The sequence below is a fragment of the Shouchella oshimensis genome (assembly GCF_002019765.1).
GTDB lineage: Bacteria > Bacillota > Bacilli > Bacillales > Bacillaceae_D > Shouchella > Shouchella oshimensis.
Genome location: NZ_KV917380.1, coordinates 79849 through 95909, shown reverse-complemented (window position 1 = coordinate 95909; position 16061 = coordinate 79849). Strand labels below are relative to the sequence as shown.

General features: G+C 39.4%; 16 protein-coding genes, 1 tRNA gene and 1 other RNA gene. 14 read left to right on the top strand and 4 right to left on the bottom strand.

Going from position 1 to position 16061, the window contains the following annotated elements; all coding sequences use genetic code 11:
• Positions 1-5 precede the first annotated feature (5 nt).
• The 5 genes from BK583_RS00500 (at position 6) to yqeK (ending at position 4925) form a co-directional block, all read left to right on the top strand.
• Entirely contained in the window at positions 6-1442 is a 1437-nt protein-coding gene (locus tag BK583_RS00500) for an aldehyde dehydrogenase family protein (RefSeq protein ID WP_055737760.1), read from the top strand.
• Between the two features lie 214 nt (positions 1443-1656).
• On the top strand, positions 1657-2463 hold the full coding sequence (locus tag BK583_RS00495) for a transporter substrate-binding domain-containing protein (protein WP_051667707.1): 807 nt from the start codon (positions 1657-1659) through the stop codon (positions 2461-2463).
• Positions 2464-2525: 62 nt separating this feature from the next.
• On the top strand, positions 2526-3167 hold the full coding sequence (locus BK583_RS00490) for an amino acid ABC transporter permease (RefSeq protein ID WP_038484786.1): 642 nt from the start codon (positions 2526-2528) through the stop codon (positions 3165-3167).
• Positions 3167-3889: an amino acid ABC transporter ATP-binding protein gene (locus BK583_RS00485; protein WP_055737759.1), complete on the top strand. Its 723-nt coding sequence runs from the start codon at positions 3167-3169 to the stop codon at positions 3887-3889. The genes BK583_RS00490 and BK583_RS00485 overlap by 1 nt, the downstream gene beginning before the upstream one ends.
• A gap of 394 nt (positions 3890-4283) precedes the next feature.
• A complete protein-coding gene (gene yqeK / locus BK583_RS00480; RefSeq protein WP_055737767.1) occupies positions 4284-4925 on the top strand; it encodes a bis(5'-nucleosyl)-tetraphosphatase (symmetrical) YqeK in 642 nt (213 codons plus the stop codon).
• Between the two features lie 195 nt (positions 4926-5120).
• On the opposite strand, the gene BK583_RS00475 is transcribed toward yqeK, so the two are convergent.
• The 4 genes from BK583_RS00475 to BK583_RS00460 are packed head-to-tail and all read right to left on the bottom strand — an operon-like array spanning position 5121 to position 9030.
• Positions 5121-6140, bottom strand: a complete 1020-nt coding sequence (locus tag BK583_RS00475; protein ID WP_038484792.1) for an ABC transporter ATP-binding protein — start codon at positions 6138-6140, stop codon at positions 5121-5123.
• Positions 6106-7140, bottom strand: coding sequence for an ABC transporter ATP-binding protein (locus BK583_RS00470; protein WP_038484795.1), 1035 nt, complete (start codon positions 7138-7140; stop codon positions 6106-6108). The genes BK583_RS00475 and BK583_RS00470 overlap by 35 nt, the downstream gene beginning before the upstream one ends.
• A gap of 21 nt (positions 7141-7161) precedes the next feature.
• Positions 7162-8112 (bottom strand): ABC transporter permease, encoded by a 951-nt coding sequence (locus tag BK583_RS00465; RefSeq protein WP_038484798.1) that lies wholly within the window; start codon positions 8110-8112, stop codon positions 7162-7164.
• Between the two features lie 21 nt (positions 8113-8133).
• Positions 8134-9030 (bottom strand): ABC transporter permease, encoded by an 897-nt coding sequence (locus tag BK583_RS00460; RefSeq protein ID WP_055737758.1) that lies wholly within the window; start codon positions 9028-9030, stop codon positions 8134-8136.
• A 440-nt stretch (positions 9031-9470) separates the two neighbouring features.
• Here BK583_RS00460 and BK583_RS00455 point away from each other — a divergent pair, with 440 nt between their 5' ends.
• The 9 genes from BK583_RS00455 (at position 9471) to BK583_RS00415 (ending at position 15540) form a co-directional block, all read left to right on the top strand.
• Entirely contained in the window at positions 9471-11090 is a 1620-nt protein-coding gene (locus BK583_RS00455; protein ID WP_055737757.1) for a glutathione ABC transporter substrate-binding protein, read from the top strand.
• A 90-nt stretch (positions 11091-11180) separates the two neighbouring features.
• Positions 11181-11273 (top strand) — tRNA-Ser (locus tag BK583_RS00450).
• A gap of 75 nt (positions 11274-11348) precedes the next feature.
• Positions 11349-11834 (top strand): tRNA adenosine(34) deaminase TadA, encoded by a 486-nt coding sequence (tadA, locus tag BK583_RS00445; protein ID WP_201785156.1) that lies wholly within the window; start codon positions 11349-11351, stop codon positions 11832-11834.
• 80 nt (positions 11835-11914) lie between these two features.
• Positions 11915-12181: signal recognition particle sRNA large type (gene ffs / locus BK583_RS00440), an RNA gene on the top strand.
• 144 nt (positions 12182-12325) lie between these two features.
• A complete protein-coding gene (dnaX, locus tag BK583_RS00435; protein ID WP_055737756.1) occupies positions 12326-13993 on the top strand; it encodes a DNA polymerase III subunit gamma/tau in 1668 nt (555 codons plus the stop codon).
• Positions 13994-14005: 12 nt separating this feature from the next.
• Entirely contained in the window at positions 14006-14317 is a 312-nt protein-coding gene (locus BK583_RS00430; protein WP_035397842.1) for a YbaB/EbfC family nucleoid-associated protein, read from the top strand.
• Between the two features lie 12 nt (positions 14318-14329).
• Entirely contained in the window at positions 14330-14929 is a 600-nt protein-coding gene (gene recR / locus BK583_RS00425) for a recombination mediator RecR (RefSeq protein WP_035397839.1), read from the top strand.
• A gap of 11 nt (positions 14930-14940) precedes the next feature.
• Positions 14941-15162 carry a YaaL family protein gene (locus BK583_RS00420; protein ID WP_038484810.1) on the top strand — a complete coding sequence of 74 codons (222 nt, stop codon included), beginning with the start codon at positions 14941-14943 and terminating at the stop codon, positions 15160-15162.
• A 117-nt stretch (positions 15163-15279) separates the two neighbouring features.
• Positions 15280-15540 carry a pro-sigmaK processing inhibitor BofA family protein gene (locus BK583_RS00415; protein ID WP_038484813.1) on the top strand — a complete coding sequence of 87 codons (261 nt, stop codon included), beginning with the start codon at positions 15280-15282 and terminating at the stop codon, positions 15538-15540.
• Positions 15541-16061: the final 521 nt, after the last annotated feature.

The following is a 16061-nucleotide window of genomic DNA, read 5'->3' as shown; positions in this document are numbered from 1 at the left end:
TTCCTATGAAGGTAGATTTGAAGCGTCAGAAAATGTTTGTAGCAGGTGACTGGGTTGAACGGGAACGTGTACTGGAAGTACGCAACCCAGAAGATGATGATTTAATTGCAGTTGTTCCGCGTGCCTCCCGAAAAGATATGGAAGAAGCAGTAGAGTTAGCAAAGAAAGGTGCTCAAGTATCTGCACATTTACCTGTATATAAGCGAATGAATATTTTAAACAAAGCAGCTGATTATGTAGAGACACACAAAGAAACGTATGCTAAAACAATCGCTCTAGAGGGCAGTAAGACGATTACAGAAGCAAGAAAAGAAGCTGGCCGATGTGTGGAGACGTTGCGGTTGTCAGCAGAGGAAGCGCGAAGAGTAACAGGTGAAACCATACCGTTTGACCAATCTGAGGGGGGAGTTGGACGATTCGGGTATTATGAACGAGTCCCGTTAGGCATTATCGGTGCCATTACACCATTCAACGATCCGTTAAACTTAGTTGCTCATAAGATTGGTCCAGCAATTGCTTCTGGAAATGCGATTGTTGTAAAACCAGCAACAGCAACGCCTCTTAGTGCTCTCTTTCTAGCAGAAGCATTTGATTATGCAGAGCTACCAAAAGGGATTCTCTCTGTTATTACTGGTATAGGATCTGAGGTTGGTCAAGTATTAATGACTCATCCAGATGTACGGATGATTTCATTTACAGGTGGGATGGAAGCTGGATTAAAGATTGCCAATCAAGCAGGATTAAAAAAGAAAAGCATGGAACTTGGTTCAAATTCTCCTGTTATCGTACTTGAAGATGCTTCACTCGAAGAAGCTATACCTTCATGTGTAAGTGGTGCTTTTTGGGCTGCAGGGCAGAACTGCATCGGTGTGCAGCGGATTTATATTGATCAATCCATTTATAAAGAGTTTAAAGATCAATTTGTGAAAGAGACAAAGCAGTATCGTCTTGGTCCAAAGCTTGATGAATCAACGAGTATGGGACCGTTGATTCATGAAAAAGAAGCAAAGCGTGTGGCCTTTATGGTGGAAGATGCAGAGCGGACAGGTGCAACCATTCTTACAGGTGGCAAACGAGATGGGGCTTTTTATGAACCTACTGTGCTTGAAAATGTTCCAGAAGATTGTCATTTAGGAAGAGAAGAAGTATTTGGCCCTGTTGTTTTGCTCTATTCTTTCCAAACCCTTACAGAGGCCATAGAAAAAGCGAATCAAACAGACTACGGTTTACAAGCTGGTCTTTTTACGAAAGATTTACATCGCGCTTTTACCCTTATTAAGCAACTTCACGTTGGTGGTGTGATGATTAACGATAGTACAGACTTTCGCATTGATGGGATGCCATTTGGCGGTACAAAACAATCAGGTGTGGGGCGGGAAGGTGTGAAATTTTCTATACACGAAATGACTGAAGAGAAAGTGATTTGCTTTAAGCTTGCTTAGAAGACAGTAAAAGGATTGAAGGGAATAGCCTTCAATCCTTTTTTGTATAAAGGTGGAAATGGTGCTTAACGTGTGGATGAGAAAGCCTGTTTCTTTAAAACCTGTTATAGGCGTTATCATGAGAAAATATGGTCTGGTTTGGTTTTTGTCATTATGAACAGAACATGTTAAACTAATGAGAATTAACAGAAAAGATCAAAAAAGGAGAACATCTATGAAGAAATTAGTCGGAACGATAACGGTTGCAGGAGCAGTACTTGTATTAGCAGCCTGTGGAAATGATGAAACATCAGGCGGAGAAACAAATTCAACAACGAATGATGGAAATACGGAAATCGTTACATACGATATTGCGACAGATAACAATTTTGTTCCATTTGAATTTATTGATTTAGAAACAAACGAGTTAACCGGTTTTGACATTGAATTGATGGAAGCGATTGCAGAGGAATCGGGATTCGAAGTGAATTTTCATCAAATGGATTTTAGTGGCGCTCTGTCAGGAATTGAACAAGGATCCTATGATGCAGCCATAAACGGCATGAGCATCACAGAAGAACGCAAGCAGAATATTGATTTTTCTGATCCATATTACGAGTCAGGTCTAGTGTTAGCCGTTGCACAGGACGATGATACAATTCAGTCCATTGATGATCTCACTAGTGATCATAAAGTTTCTACTAGACTATCTTCCACAAGTCAAACGTATCTTGACGAACAGACAGATGCAGAGGTTGATGCGTATCCGGAAATTACAGAGGCCTATCAAGCATTAATTGCTGGTCACGTCGATGCGGCACTTTATGATATGCCGAATGTACAATATTTCATTCAGCAGCAAGGAGAAGGCTCAATGAAGATTGTAGGTGATTTGTTAACAGGTGAAGATTACGGTATTGCTTTTCCAAAAGGGTCTGATTTGGTTGACGATGTCAATGAAGCATTAGCGACGTTGATGGAAAATGGCACATACGGAGATATTTACGAAACCTATTTTGGAGAAAGACCTGAAGGAATGTAATTGAAATCGAGTTGCTCATACAACAAGGTGAGCAACTTTCTTAATTGAAAGGAAGAGGTAGAATGGATTTTGATTTTGGTGCCTTTCCATTTTTAGTAGAAGGGTTAAAGTTAACAATTATTATTACGCTAGTTGGTGTGTTTTTTGGAAGCATCATTGGTTCCTTAGTAGGTCTTATGAAACTTTCTCGCTTCAAGCTGATAAAAGCTGTTGCAGTAGTTTTTGTAGAAATTATTCGAGGTACCCCGCTATTAGCACAAATCTTCTTTATTCACTTTGGGATTCCTGGTATTTTTGGTGTCCGGTTCGATCCACTATATACAGGAATTTTTGTTATTGCGATTAATTCAGGCGCATATATTGCCGAAATTGTCCGTGGGGCGATACAATCAATTGATAAGGGACAAATGGAAGCAGGGCGTTCTTTAGGCTTAACAGGAACACAGACGATGCGGCATATTGTATGGCCACAGGCAGTAAAAGTAATGATTCCTCCTTTTGGGAATCAATTTGTCATTAGTTTAAAAGATACATCGCTCTTATCAACGATTGCTGTTGCAGATCTGATGTATCAAAGTAGAACCTATACCGGAATTTCCGCATCTTATTTTGATACATACTTACTCGTTTGTTTATTTTACTTAGCTATAACGATACCAGCTTCTATTTTATTACGTTATATAGAACGGAGACTTGACCACTAATGATTACTGTAAAAAATTTACATAAAAGCTTCGGAAAAAATGAAGTGTTAAAAGGGATTTCAACAACCATTCACGAAAAGGAAGTTGTGTGTGTGATTGGCCCATCGGGATCAGGAAAGAGTACTTTTTTGCGCTGTTTAAACCGGCTTGAAGAAATCACCTCTGGGGAAGTGTATATCGAACAGGAGAACATCGCTGATCCACGTACAGATTTAAATCGAATTCGTCAAGAAGTAGGGATGGTCTTCCAGCATTTCAACTTATTCCCTCATAAGACCGTTTTAGAAAATATTACACTTGCTCCACTCAAAGTGAAAAAGGCAAAAAAGGAAGAAGCGATTGATGTGGCATTGGCATTGCTTGAAAAAGTGGGTTTAAGTGACAAAGCCGATGATTATCCTGCAAGCCTGTCTGGCGGTCAAAAGCAACGAGTAGCGATTGCACGTGCGCTCTCCATGAATCCAAAAGTGATGTTATTTGATGAGCCCACATCAGCACTTGATCCAGAGCTTGTTGGCGATGTTCTCGGTGTCATGAAGGAGCTCGCTTTAGAAGGAATGACCATGGTCGTTGTGACGCATGAGATGGGTTTTGCACGAGAAGTAGGAGATCGAGTATTCTTTATGGATGACGGGAAGATTGTAGAAGAAGGCACGCCCCAACAACTATTTGATGAAACACAGCACGAACGGACAAAGACCTTTTTGAGTAAAGTGCTATAGAAAAAGAGACTGTGCGAAGGTAACATCGGGTAGTGGAACGGCATTAGTCAATCAGACCCTTTTTAAGGGTCTACTATTTTTATTCAGTTAGCGTGATGTGTTGGATATCAAATCTTTGAGAGAACAATTATATGTTAGAAGTCAAAAAACCGTTGCAATAAGATCGAACAATTATTAAAATGACTGAATTATTATACATTTTAAGTTGATTGCGAAAAATTGCTTACAATGAATTGCATCTGTGACAATTCATTGTTAAAGGATGTACAAAAAGTGTTTAAACGGCTTGAGGAAGTACAAAGTCTTTAAGTACTAAGTGATTATTCTACTTAAAGATAAATAAGTCACATATTTTTTAATTAGAAAGGTAGCGTCTATGATATATGAAGACTTAATGAATAAATTAAATCAGCACGTTTCAAGAAACAAAAATTTACAAGAAACTATGAAGGAAATATTCAAAGATTATAATTGTGATCATATTTACACTCATAGTTTCAATGTAGCAAAATTAGCTAAAGAATTAGCTGAAATAAATAATTTCGATATTGAGGCTGCTTTTACTGCTGGATTGCTCCATGATATTAGCGGAATTATTCCAAATAACAAGCGGATTTCAATAGCAGAAGATATGAACATTCCTATTCTTGCAGAAGAAAGGAAGTTTCCATTGATAATTCATCAAAAAATTTCTGAAGTAATTGCAAATAAGATTTTTAACGTAAATAATAAGCAAGTTTTAAGTGCTATTGGATGTCATACTACTTTAAAGGGCAAATCAAGTAAATTTGATAATATTCTATTTGTTGCTGATAAAATAGAATGGGATCAAGCAGGTACCCCACCATATTTGGGGGAAATTTTAGAATCAATTGATATCTCAATTTACCATGGGTCATATGCTTATATAAACTTCTTGATGAATCAAAAAGACCAACTAAAAGTAGTTCACCCTTGGCTTTTAGAAGCATATGGTGATCTAACTTATAAAATCGGTAAAGACACGAACGAAAACAATCTTAAGACCCTTATGTAGTCTCCAATAAAGAATGAAGAGATACAAAGCTTTATTGATAAACCAGTTAATGGGTCACCTTTTCTCCACGTCTTCCGAATAAATAAGCGCTATATCAAAAATGCTCCCTCCAACGGTTTCACTTTTCAGTGTTTACTTTGAAGGGAGCAAATTATAATTGTGTTCACGACACATCTTTTTACGATTTATGCTTATTTAAGAATATGCGGGCTCCATAGTGCCAGCTGTAATCTCTTCCATGTAGTGACATGCGCCTTTGTGGCCTTCCTTCATATCTTCAGTTGTACGAAGTTCAGGGTTTTCCGTACGACACTTGTCAGTAGCAAATGGACAACGTGTGTGGAAACGGCAGCCACTTGGTGGATCAATTGGTGAAGGAACGTCACCTTTTAAAATAATACGATCTTTTTTCGTATTAGGGTCCGTACTAGGAATGGCTGATAGCAATGCCTTTGTATATGGGTGTTGTGGATTATCAAACACAGACTTTTTATCGCCCATTTCAACGATTTTTCCAAGATACATAACGATCACTCGATCAGAAATGTGACGAACAACCCCAAGGTCATGTGAAATAAATAAATACGTTAATTTGCGTTCTCTTTGTAGCTTTTTCAGCAAGTTAATAACTTGTGCTTGGATCGATACATCAAGTGCAGATACAGCTTCATCACAAATTATTAACTTAGGATTAACTGCTAACGCACGAGCAATTCCAACCCGTTGACGTTGGCCACCACTAAATTCATGAGGGAAGCGATCAATTTGGTGTTCACCTAAACCTACTGTTTTCATCAGTTCGCGAATAATACCATCATGCTCTCTAGCAGGTGCAATGTTTTGGATTGTTAACGCTTCTGATAGAACCTGTCTGACTGTCTGACGCGGATTAATGGATGCGTATGGATCTTGAAAGATAATTTGCATATCATCGCGCTTTTTCCGCATCTTTCCACGATTTAAAGAAAGAATATCTTCACCTTCAAATTCAACCATACCTTCAGTTGGTTCGTCTAAGCGAAGGATAGCACGGCCGGTTGTAGATTTCCCACAACCAGACTCCCCTACAATCGAAACTGTTTCACCTTCATTTAATTCGAATGAAATATCATCAACCGCTTTAACATGGTTGATTGTACGACCAAGGAAGCCGCCTTTTATCGGAAAATATTGTTTTAAATTAGCTACTTTTAGTAACGTATTCGGCACGAACATTCACCTCCGGACCTTCCCATTTGTCTGTATAAATCCAGCAACGTACTTGACGCCCATCTTCTTCTGTTTGCAATTCAGGAAGTTCTTTACAGATGTCACTTGCAAACGGACAACGTGGTGCAAAACGACATCCTTTTGGCATGTCAGCTGGTGCTGGTACAGAACCTTTAATAATGGTTAAATCTCCTTCAACATCTTCATCATGTTTCGGTAAGGAGTTCATGAGACCTACCGTATACGGATGTCTAGGGTTTTTAAATAAATCATTAATTGGTGCATATTCGACAACTTGTCCACCATACATAACGGCAACATTGTCACACGTTTCAGCGACGACACCAAGGTCATGGGTAATCATAATAACGGACATGCCTAATGTATGCTGTAGTTCTTTAATCAGTTCTAAGATCTGAGCTTGAATGGTAACGTCTAAAGCCGTTGTAGGCTCATCAGCAATAAGTAGCTCTGGTTTACATGCAAGGGCAATAGCAATCATAACCCGTTGACGCATACCACCTGAAAGTTCAAATGGATATTGATCAATACGCTTCTCAGGAGAAGGAATGCCTACGAGCTTAAGCATTTCAATTGAACGTTTACGCGCTTCTTTTTTTGATAAATTTTCATGAATTTGAAAGGACTCACTAATTTGACGGCCAACTGTAAACGTAGGGTTTAAAGAAGTCATTGGCTCTTGGAAAATCATTGAGATTTCATTTCCACGGATTTTTCTCATTTGTGCTGGTGATTTCTCGGATAAGTCTTCTCCTTTAAAAAGAATCTCTCCTCCAACAATTTTTCCTGGATGAGATAGCAAGTTTAAAATCGATAGAGAAGTGATACTTTTACCAGAACCAGATTCACCAACAATCCCGATTGTTTTCCCTTTTTCAACATCAAACGTAACGCCATCAACAGCTTTTACTTCAAGCTGTTTAGTGAAAAAAGATGTACGCAAATCACGGACTTGTAGGATTGCATCTTTACTCAATCGTCTCACACCTTTCTACGATAAATTCTATTATTCTGTTTCAACTCTTTTATTTACAAGACGATAAGCAATGTCTACTAAGAACATAACAAGAACAAACAATAGGGAAGCAACTAGAATACCACCTTGCATAACAGGAAAATCACGGTTACTAATGGCATCAACAATCATTCTTCCCATGCCGTTAATCGCAAAAACACTTTCTGCTAGTACGGCTCCACCAAGTAAGCTACCGAAGCTCAAGCCTGTAACAGTAATAACAGGGATTAACGCATTTTTTAGAGCGTGCTGATAAATAACAACTTGTTCTTTTACCCCTTTTGCGCGAGCTGTACGAATATAATCTTGATGAATGACTTCAAGCATACTTGAACGGGTCATTCTGGCAATGATTGCCGCACCAGAGATCCCTAGCATAAAGACAGGTAAAACGATCTGACTAAAGCTACCCCAGCCAGTAGGACTAAACCATTCAAAATTAATCCAGTTACCAAGAACCGGGACATTACCTAAAACAAACCATTGAATTAACACGAGACCAAGCCAGAAGTTCGGCATTGACATCCCGAATAGGGCAACAACCATAATCGCTGAGTCACGGAATGAACCGTGTTTAGTCGCTGCTAACACACCAGCAATAATGCCTAGGAAAATACTTAAAATAGTACTATAAAAAGCAAGTTCAACGGTTACCCAGATGCGGTCACCAATCATTTCTGATACAGGTAACCCACTACGTAAAGAATTACCTAAATCAAGCTGAACTAAATTAGTCATGTATCGAAAGTATTGAACAGGGTAAGGATCATTTAAGCCTAAACGTTCATTAACCGCTTCAATTTGTTGCGGTGTAGCTGATTCACCAGCAAGAACTTGGGCTGGGTCACCAGGAATAAAATGCATTAATGAGAAAACGAGTAATGTAACGCCAATAATGACGGGTATTAATTGAATAAGTCGACGTACGATAAATTTAAGCATTCTTACACCTCTCTTCTTAGCTTATTTTGTCGATTTCGGATCAAGTGCGTCTCGCAATCCATCACCAAATACATTGAAGGCAAGTACAAAGACAACAATGGCTAAACCAGGAGCATACGTTAAATGTGGAGCTTGGAACATGTACTCACGTCCTGTATTTAACATTGCACCCCATTCAGGAGATGGTGGAGCAGATCCTAAACCTAAGAAGGATAAGCCTGCAGCTGATAAAACGCCTGTAGCGATAGATAATGTAGTTTGAACAATTAATGGTGACATTGTATTTGGTAAAATATGTTTAAAGATAATTCGTGAATCTGACGCTCCAAGCGCACGAACGGCGTCAATATATTCTAATTTCTTTACTGCTAACGTTGACCCTCGAGCAATTTTTGCGAAGACCGGAAATGAGCTAACGGCAATGGCAAGAATGATATTATTCAAACCAGGTCCTAATGTAGCCACAATTGCTAATGCAAGAACAATACTAGGGAAAGCAATTAAAACATCCATAATACGCATAATAATAGTATCAATGAAGCCACCGTAATAAGCTGATACAATTCCTACTATGGTACCAACGGTTCCAGCAATTGCAACAGAGACAAAACCAATTTGAAAGGTAATGCTCATTCCGTGAAGAATTCTAGAAAATACGTCCCGACCATGATGATCGGTTCCAAACCAGTAATCTGCTGATGGACCTTGTAGACGGACTGCATAATCTTTGTCATCAATACCGTATGGAGCGAGCAGCGGTCCAATAAGTGCAATGATACCTAAGATGATAATAAGAGATCCACCGAAAACTGCAGATTTATTTGACAATAATCGGCCTAAAAAAGCTTTCCAGTTTCTAATCCAAGGCTTTTGAGGTTTTACTGGAATCTGCGCTTGGCTATTCGTTTCCTGAGACATGTCCAACTTCCTTTCTTTCTAAGCGTTATTCGCATCGTCTGATTATACACTAGCCTAATTTAGAAAAACAATCAGATTTTATAATCTTAATATAGTATTTTATAGGAAGAGTCCCATTACTTCAAAGGGAATTTTTAGATTTTCTCTAATAGTAGAGATTGTTTATTCACAATTCTATATAGAATCAATGAAACAAGACTAAAGTCATTTAATTTGTTTATTTCTGATAAATTAATTGAGAAACATTATCGAAGTTTCTTATTTAATAGGATGAAAGTGGAAATAAATACGATATAAGGATATAAGTATGTACTAGGAACAATAGGTTGTATAATTGTTTAAAAATTTTGTTGATATTCTTGAATAATAGTGTAATATATTATGTAGTTTAGCTTGTTTTACAGAAAACTCACACTAGTAACAAAGGGAGGATACATCTTATGAAAAGAAACAAAGCACCTTTTTATGCAGTACTTGCTCTTACAGCTACTTTAGGCCTTGCTGCCTGCGCCGATGATGGACAAGGGGACGGCGGTAGCTCTAACGGAGATAATGGTGAAGATGCAACAGGAGAAGCAGTTGAAGGCGGAGATTTAGTTCTTGCTGAACAATCCGATATTGTTGGTCTTGATCCACACCAAGTAAACGATGTTCCATCTGGTCACGTTCAGTACCAGGTTTATGAAGGATTATTAACATTTGATGAAAACATGGACCTTCAAAACAGACTAGCTGAAGATTACAGCTGGAATGATGAAGGAACTGTACTTACGTTTCAACTTAGAGAAGGCGTGACGTTCCACGATGGCGCAGAATTTAACGCAGATGCTGTAAAAGCAAATATTGAGCGTATTACAGATGAAGCAGTTGGTTCTCAGCGTGCGTTCTTATTTGAAGGAATTGAAGAAATTAACGTTCTAGGCGATTATGAAATCGAGTTTGTTCTTGAAGAGCCAGACGTAGCATTCTTATTCAGCTTTGCACATAGTGGCGGGTTCATGATCAGCCCTGACGTCATTGAAGAAGATTACGCTGCAATGGAAGATGGTCAACAGCCTTATACTGCTGTTAACGCTAATCCTGCAGGTACTGGTTACTTTAAATATGAAAGTGGTACAGTGGGAAGTTCAGATCTAGTATTTACGCGTAACGACGATCACTGGAGTGGCGAGCCTGCTATTTTAGACTCTGTTACATTCAAAACAGTTCCTGATACATCAGCTCGTTTAGCGGAGCTTACAACTGGAGATTCTCATTTTATTACTCTAGATGCTGCTGGTTTAGCACAGCTTGAAGGTATTGGCGATGCTGATCTTAAAGTAACAGATAGTATTTCTGGTTCTTATTTCGGATTTAATACAGAAGTTGAGCCATTTGATGATGTACGTGTACGTCAAGCGATCGCAATGGCTGTTGATAAAGAAGTTGTTATTGACAACTTATTAGAAGGTTATGGCTTCCCAGCTAATTCTCCAGTAGCACCTGGTGTTATTGGTCACGACGAAAATGCAGAAGCATTACCATTTGATGTTGATGCGGCGAAAGAATTATTAGCTGAAGCTGGCTATGAAGATGGTTTCTCAACAAGCATTATGACAAACGATTCACCAGCACGTATTCAGTTAGCTGAGTACATGCAGTCAGCGCTTGCTGAGCTAAACATTGAACTTGAAGTACAACAAGTTGAGTGGGCTACTTACTTAGAAGATACTGCGAAAGGTGATCACGAAATGTTCATCCTAGGCTGGAGTTCAGCAACTGGTGATGCGGACTATGCACTTGCTCCTCTTTACCATACTGATAACTTTGGTTCTTCAGGTAACCGTGCGTTCTATTCAAACGCTGAGCTTGATGAGATTCTTAACGAAGCAGTAGCTGAAGTAGACGAAAATGCACGTATGGATCTTTATGCGCAAGCACAAGAAATTGCAAATGAAGAAGTACCACTAGTCTTTACTCACTACACACAATACCTACACGGTGTTCGTGACCAAGTTCAAGGCATCATTGTTACACCTACAGATAACTGGGTATTAAACGAAGCTCACTTTGTTGAGTAAGTGTACCTTTGAAAAAACTGTCGATTAATCGACAGTTTTTTCTTGCTTTCCTAATTAAAAGGGTGTATGATTGTCTTTGTCAGTTGATACGGAGGAATACCCAAGTCCGGCTGAAGGGATCGGTCTTGAAAACCGACAGGGGTGTCAAAGCCCGCGGGGGTTCGAATCCCTCTTCCTCCGCCATTTTTTTATAACATGCACACGACCCCAGATGAGCGGTCGTTTTTTTGTATCGATAGAGGGGCTGAAAACGTGGTCATTCAAGGTGATGAAGAGTGGATGGAATATGCGCTAATCGAAGCAAAGCAAGCACTTGTATATGAGGAAGTCCCGATTGGTGCTGTTATTGTAAAAGAAAATAAAGTGATTGCATCAGCATTTAATTTAAGGGAAACGGACCAGCTTGCAACGGCTCATGCAGAGATTTTGGCTATTCAAAAAGCATGTAATGTTCTAGACACGTGGCGCTTAGAGGAATGCACTTTGTATGTAACGCTAGAACCGTGTCCTATGTGTGCAGGAGCTATTGTTCAGGCACGGATTCCTAAAGTGGTATTTGGCGCATCTGATTATAAGGCTGGCTGTGCTGGTACATTAATGAATTTATTAGAAGAGCCGCGCTTTAATCATCGCTGTGACGTGATAAGTGGTGTGTTAGCAGAAGAAAGTGGGCAACTGTTATCTTCTTTTTTTAAAGGAATTCGCATGAAAAAGAAACAAGCAAAAAAAGAATTTGAACAGTAAAACATTGCGTTTTCAACATAAATCACGTATACTTAGAGTTGCGCTATTTTACTAGTGCAATTAACGATGTTTACACTTTGCCGTGCTAGACGGGGAGGTAGCGGTGCCCTGTAACTCGCAATCCGCTGTAGCGAGGTTGAATTCCTTTTTGAGGTTTCGGCTTTGTAAGGACTGCCCTAAGTAAGTGGTGTTGACGTTTGGGTTCTGCGCAACGGAAACCCATGAACCCTGTCAGGTCCGGAAGGAAGCAGCAGTAAGTGGATCCTTTCGTGTGCCGCAGAGGTGCCTGGATCGAGCTAACTGCTTAGGTAACGCTTATGAAGTTGTTATCGAAAAAAGGTGCACGGTATTTAATTATAGAATAACCAAAAGCTCGCTAGAAATGGCGGGCTTTTTTTCTACTGTTTTTATTTAAATAGATAACCAGCGCTTTATTCGTTTGACAGGAAACGATATAATAAAGGCATGACTCTGAAAGGTTGGATGAGTACATGAGCTATCAAGCCCTTTATCGTGTATGGAGGCCTCAGTTGTTAGAAGATGTAGTAGGTCAGGTTCATATTACGAAGACATTGCAAAATGCGTTACTTCAACAAAAAATGGCTCATGCTTACCTGTTTTCCGGTCCAAGAGGGACGGGGAAAACAAGTGCGGCAAAAATTATTGCAAAAGCAATTAATTGCGAGCATGCACCAGTTGCTGAGCCATGCAATGAGTGTAGTCGTTGTATAGGAATTACAAATGGTTCTATTATTGATGTAATGGAAATTGATGCTGCATCAAATAACGGTGTTGATGAAATTCGTGATATTCGAGAAAAAGTAAAATATGCACCAACAGAAACCGATTACAAAGTCTACATTATAGATGAAGTTCATATGCTTTCCACAGGTGCTTTTAACGCCCTTTTAAAAACCCTAGAAGAACCACCTGCTCATGTTATCTTTATTTTGGCGACTACAGAACCTCATAAAATTCCACTCACGATCCTATCGCGATGTCAGAGGTTTGATTTTAAGCCAATTACGAATGAAGAATTAGTGTCTCGCATGAAGCGTATCCTTGATCATAATGGTCAAGCTTATGATGAGGATGCAATTGATTTGATTGCACAAGCAGCTGACGGTGGGATGAGGGATGCGTTAAGTTTGCTGGATCAAGCGATCTCTTTTTCAGGAGACCGTGTAGCTGTGAAAGATGTGCTTGTTATCACAGGCTCTGTTTCGAGAGAGGCATTAAATAATTTAGTAGGCGCTTTAGCACAAGATAACGCCAGGCTCGCACTCGAAACAATTGATGAGACTTTAAGGAATGGGAAAGATCCGAAACGTTTGCTAGAGGATTTGATTTTATATTTTAGAGACTTACTTCTATATAAGACAGCCCCTGAAGCGCATCATTTATTAGAAAGAGCGAAAGTGGAAGAATCGTTTATCGCTGTAGCGAAGCAGTATGAGGTGTCGAAACTGCATAAGGTTATTCAAAAGTTAACGAGTAGCCAGCAAGAAATAAAGTGGGCACTGAAACCGAAAATTATTTTGGAGATGGCGATCATTAATGTGATGGAAATAGAGGATGCTCCTTTAGTTCCCCAACAAAACCAAGATGTAGAAGAGTTAAGACAGCAAATAGAGAAGCTGCAAGCACAGCTGAAACAAGGGCCACCTATTGCAATTGAAGAACAACAATCAACACAACGTAAACCACAAACTCGTCCAAGATCTAGTGGTGGTAAAGGTAAGTCGCCGATTACGGCTCAAGTGAAAGAGATTGTTGCCACAGCCGATAAGAATGAGCTACAAGAAACCATTAGCAAATGGGCGAATGTAAAAGAACAACTAAAAGGGATTAGTGTTCCGGCTCATGCGTGGTTAAACGATTGTAAGCCCGTAGCAGCGTCTTCCTCAAAGATCCTCTTGGCGTTTCAAAATGAAATGCATCGTGATATGATGGATACAAAGTTTCGTGATGTTCTGAACCAAGTGCTTCAACAAGTATATGGTGGACGATCGAATTTTTCCACATTGCTACAATCACAGTGGGAACAAGTAAAAACAGATTATATGAAAGACAAAGAGAATGAACAACCACAAGATCCCTTTATGGAGGAAGCTGTAAAGCTTGTTGGTGAAGATTTAATAGAAGTGATTGATTCTTAAGGAGCTGATTTTATGAAGAACATGGGTAATATGATGAAGCAAATGCAAAAAATGCAAAAGCAAATGGCAAAAGCACAAGAAGATTTAAAAGAAAAAACAGTTGAAGCGACAGTAGGTGGAGGAATGGTGACTGTTGTCGCATCTGGTGACAAACGAATCTTAGAAGTGAAGATCTCTGAAGATGTTGTTGACCCTGATGATATTGAAATGCTACAGGATTTAGTAGTTGCTGCAACCAACGAAGCGTTGAAGCAAGTTGATGAATTGGTTGAGCAAGACATGGGGAAATTCACTAAAGGGTTAAATATTCCGGGAATGTTCTAGGAGGCAAGCGGATTGCAATATCCAAAACCAATAGCTAAATTAATCGAGGGGTTTTCGCGCTTGCCGGGTATTGGACCAAAAACAGCAAGTCGTTTAGCCTTCTATGTTTTAGATATGAAGGAAGACGATGTGTTAGATTTTGCAAAAGCACTTGTTCATGCCAAGCGAGATTTAACGTATTGTTCTGTATGTCATAGCATAACGGATTCGGATCCGTGTCAAATTTGTGATGATGCCCATCGAGATCAAACAACTATTTGTGTTGTTCAAGAATCGAGGGATCTGATTGCAATGGAGAAAATGAGGGAATACACTGGCTTGTATCATGTTCTTCACGGATCGATTTCACCAATGGATGGAATTGGACCGGAAGATATTAAAGTCGCTGAGCTTATTAAAAGGTTACAGGAAAATGGTCAAGTGGAAGAAGTGATCATTGCAACGAACCCTACAATTGAGGGTGAGGCTACGGCAATGTACATTTCCCGTTTAATAAAGCCTACGGGAATAAAGGTAACTAGATTAGCACATGGCTTACCTGTTGGTGGAGACTTAGAATACGCGGATGAAGTCACATTATCAAAAGCAATAGAAGGTCGACGCGAGTTGTAGGTGGTCAGAATATGATTGGAAGACGAAAAAAAGGCGCTCTTCGAAAAGAAGAGGATCAACGTTTATACTATTATGTCGATGCGATGAAAGAGCAATTGGACTACAAAAGAGGATTGCTGGAACATAGTTTAGATGCATCAGAAGACATGCACTTTGATGTACAGCGTGCAGAAATGTTGTACTCATTCTTGCTTAGAGAAGCAAGAGTGCGCCATGAACGGAAACGAAAATAGAAAGAAAGAAGCTCCTGTTTGTGCAGGAGTTTTTTTATTGAGAAAAAATAAAGTTCTATTTGGTGACTCTATACATATAGTAAAGCAAGACGAGCTATCGGTTAGGAGGGATTGTGTTTGGGCGATTGGGTGTTGTTATTGCTGGGAGCGCTGGTTATTTTATTACTATTGGTAGGAGCCTCGATTAAGCCATTTCGATTTGTCGGACGTTTAGGGGTGAAATTTATTATTGCGGCTTTGTTTCTTTTTCTATTTAATTCATTAACAACGATGACAGGTCTTTTTGTGCCGATTAATTTAACAACTACAGCGGTTGTTGCTTTGCTAGGATTGCCAGGTATGTTGCTGCTAGTCGCGGTTCAGCAACTTATTTTATAAGACATAGCCAACGGAATTAAAAAATCTTTTAAACAACTAAAATTTTAGTTGTTTATTTTGTGTCGCTATGATATATTATTACTTGTCCTCTTAAGAGAGGTGCAAACAACTTACCATTTCTTTTAAAAAAAGTTGTTGACTTTATACGAGAGAAAATGGTATATTAATTGAGTCGCCAAGAGAGATCGAGGCGCAAACGAGTTCTTTGAAAACTGAACAAAAGCCAAGCGTAAAAAGAGATACAAGGTATCTCGTCAATGAAGTTAGACACAGCTTTAAATTGTGCAAATGAGCAAGTCAAACACTTTTAACGGAGAGTTTGATCCTGGCTCAGGACGAACGCTGGCGGCGTGCCTAATACATGCAAGTCGAGCGGACAGAAGGGAGCTTGCTCCCGGACGTTAGCGGCGGACGGGTGAGTAACACGTAGGTAACCTGCCCCTTAGACTGGGATAACTCCGGGAAACCGGAGCTAATACGGGATAATAAAGAGAATCACCTGATTCTCTTTTGAAAGACGG

Excerpts from the sequence above, each read along its gene's own strand:
- BK583_RS00500 (WP_055737760.1), top strand. The coding sequence starts at position 6 with ATGAAGGTAGATTTGAAGCGTCAGAAAATGTTTGTAGCAGGTGACTGG.
- BK583_RS00495 (WP_051667707.1), top strand. The coding sequence starts at position 1,657 with ATGAAGAAATTAGTCGGAACGATAACGGTTGCAGGAGCAGTACTTGTA.
- BK583_RS00490 (WP_038484786.1), top strand. The coding sequence starts at position 2,526 with ATGGATTTTGATTTTGGTGCCTTTCCATTTTTAGTAGAAGGGTTAAAG.
- BK583_RS00485 (WP_055737759.1), top strand. The coding sequence starts at position 3,167 with ATGATTACTGTAAAAAATTTACATAAAAGCTTCGGAAAAAATGAAGTG.
- yqeK (WP_055737767.1), top strand. The coding sequence starts at position 4,284 with ATGAATAAATTAAATCAGCACGTTTCAAGAAACAAAAATTTACAAGAA.
- BK583_RS00475 (WP_038484792.1), bottom strand. The coding sequence starts at position 6,140 with ATGTTCGTGCCGAATACGTTACTAAAAGTAGCTAATTTAAAACAATAT.
- BK583_RS00465 (WP_038484798.1), bottom strand. The coding sequence starts at position 8,112 with ATGCTTAAATTTATCGTACGTCGACTTATTCAATTAATACCCGTCATT.
- BK583_RS00460 (WP_055737758.1), bottom strand. The coding sequence starts at position 9,030 with ATGTCTCAGGAAACGAATAGCCAAGCGCAGATTCCAGTAAAACCTCAA.
- BK583_RS00455 (WP_055737757.1), top strand. The coding sequence starts at position 9,471 with ATGAAAAGAAACAAAGCACCTTTTTATGCAGTACTTGCTCTTACAGCT.
- dnaX (WP_055737756.1), top strand. The coding sequence starts at position 12,326 with ATGAGCTATCAAGCCCTTTATCGTGTATGGAGGCCTCAGTTGTTAGAA.
- BK583_RS00430 (WP_035397842.1), top strand. The coding sequence starts at position 14,006 with ATGAAGAACATGGGTAATATGATGAAGCAAATGCAAAAAATGCAAAAG.
- BK583_RS00420 (WP_038484810.1), top strand. The coding sequence starts at position 14,941 with ATGATTGGAAGACGAAAAAAAGGCGCTCTTCGAAAAGAAGAGGATCAA.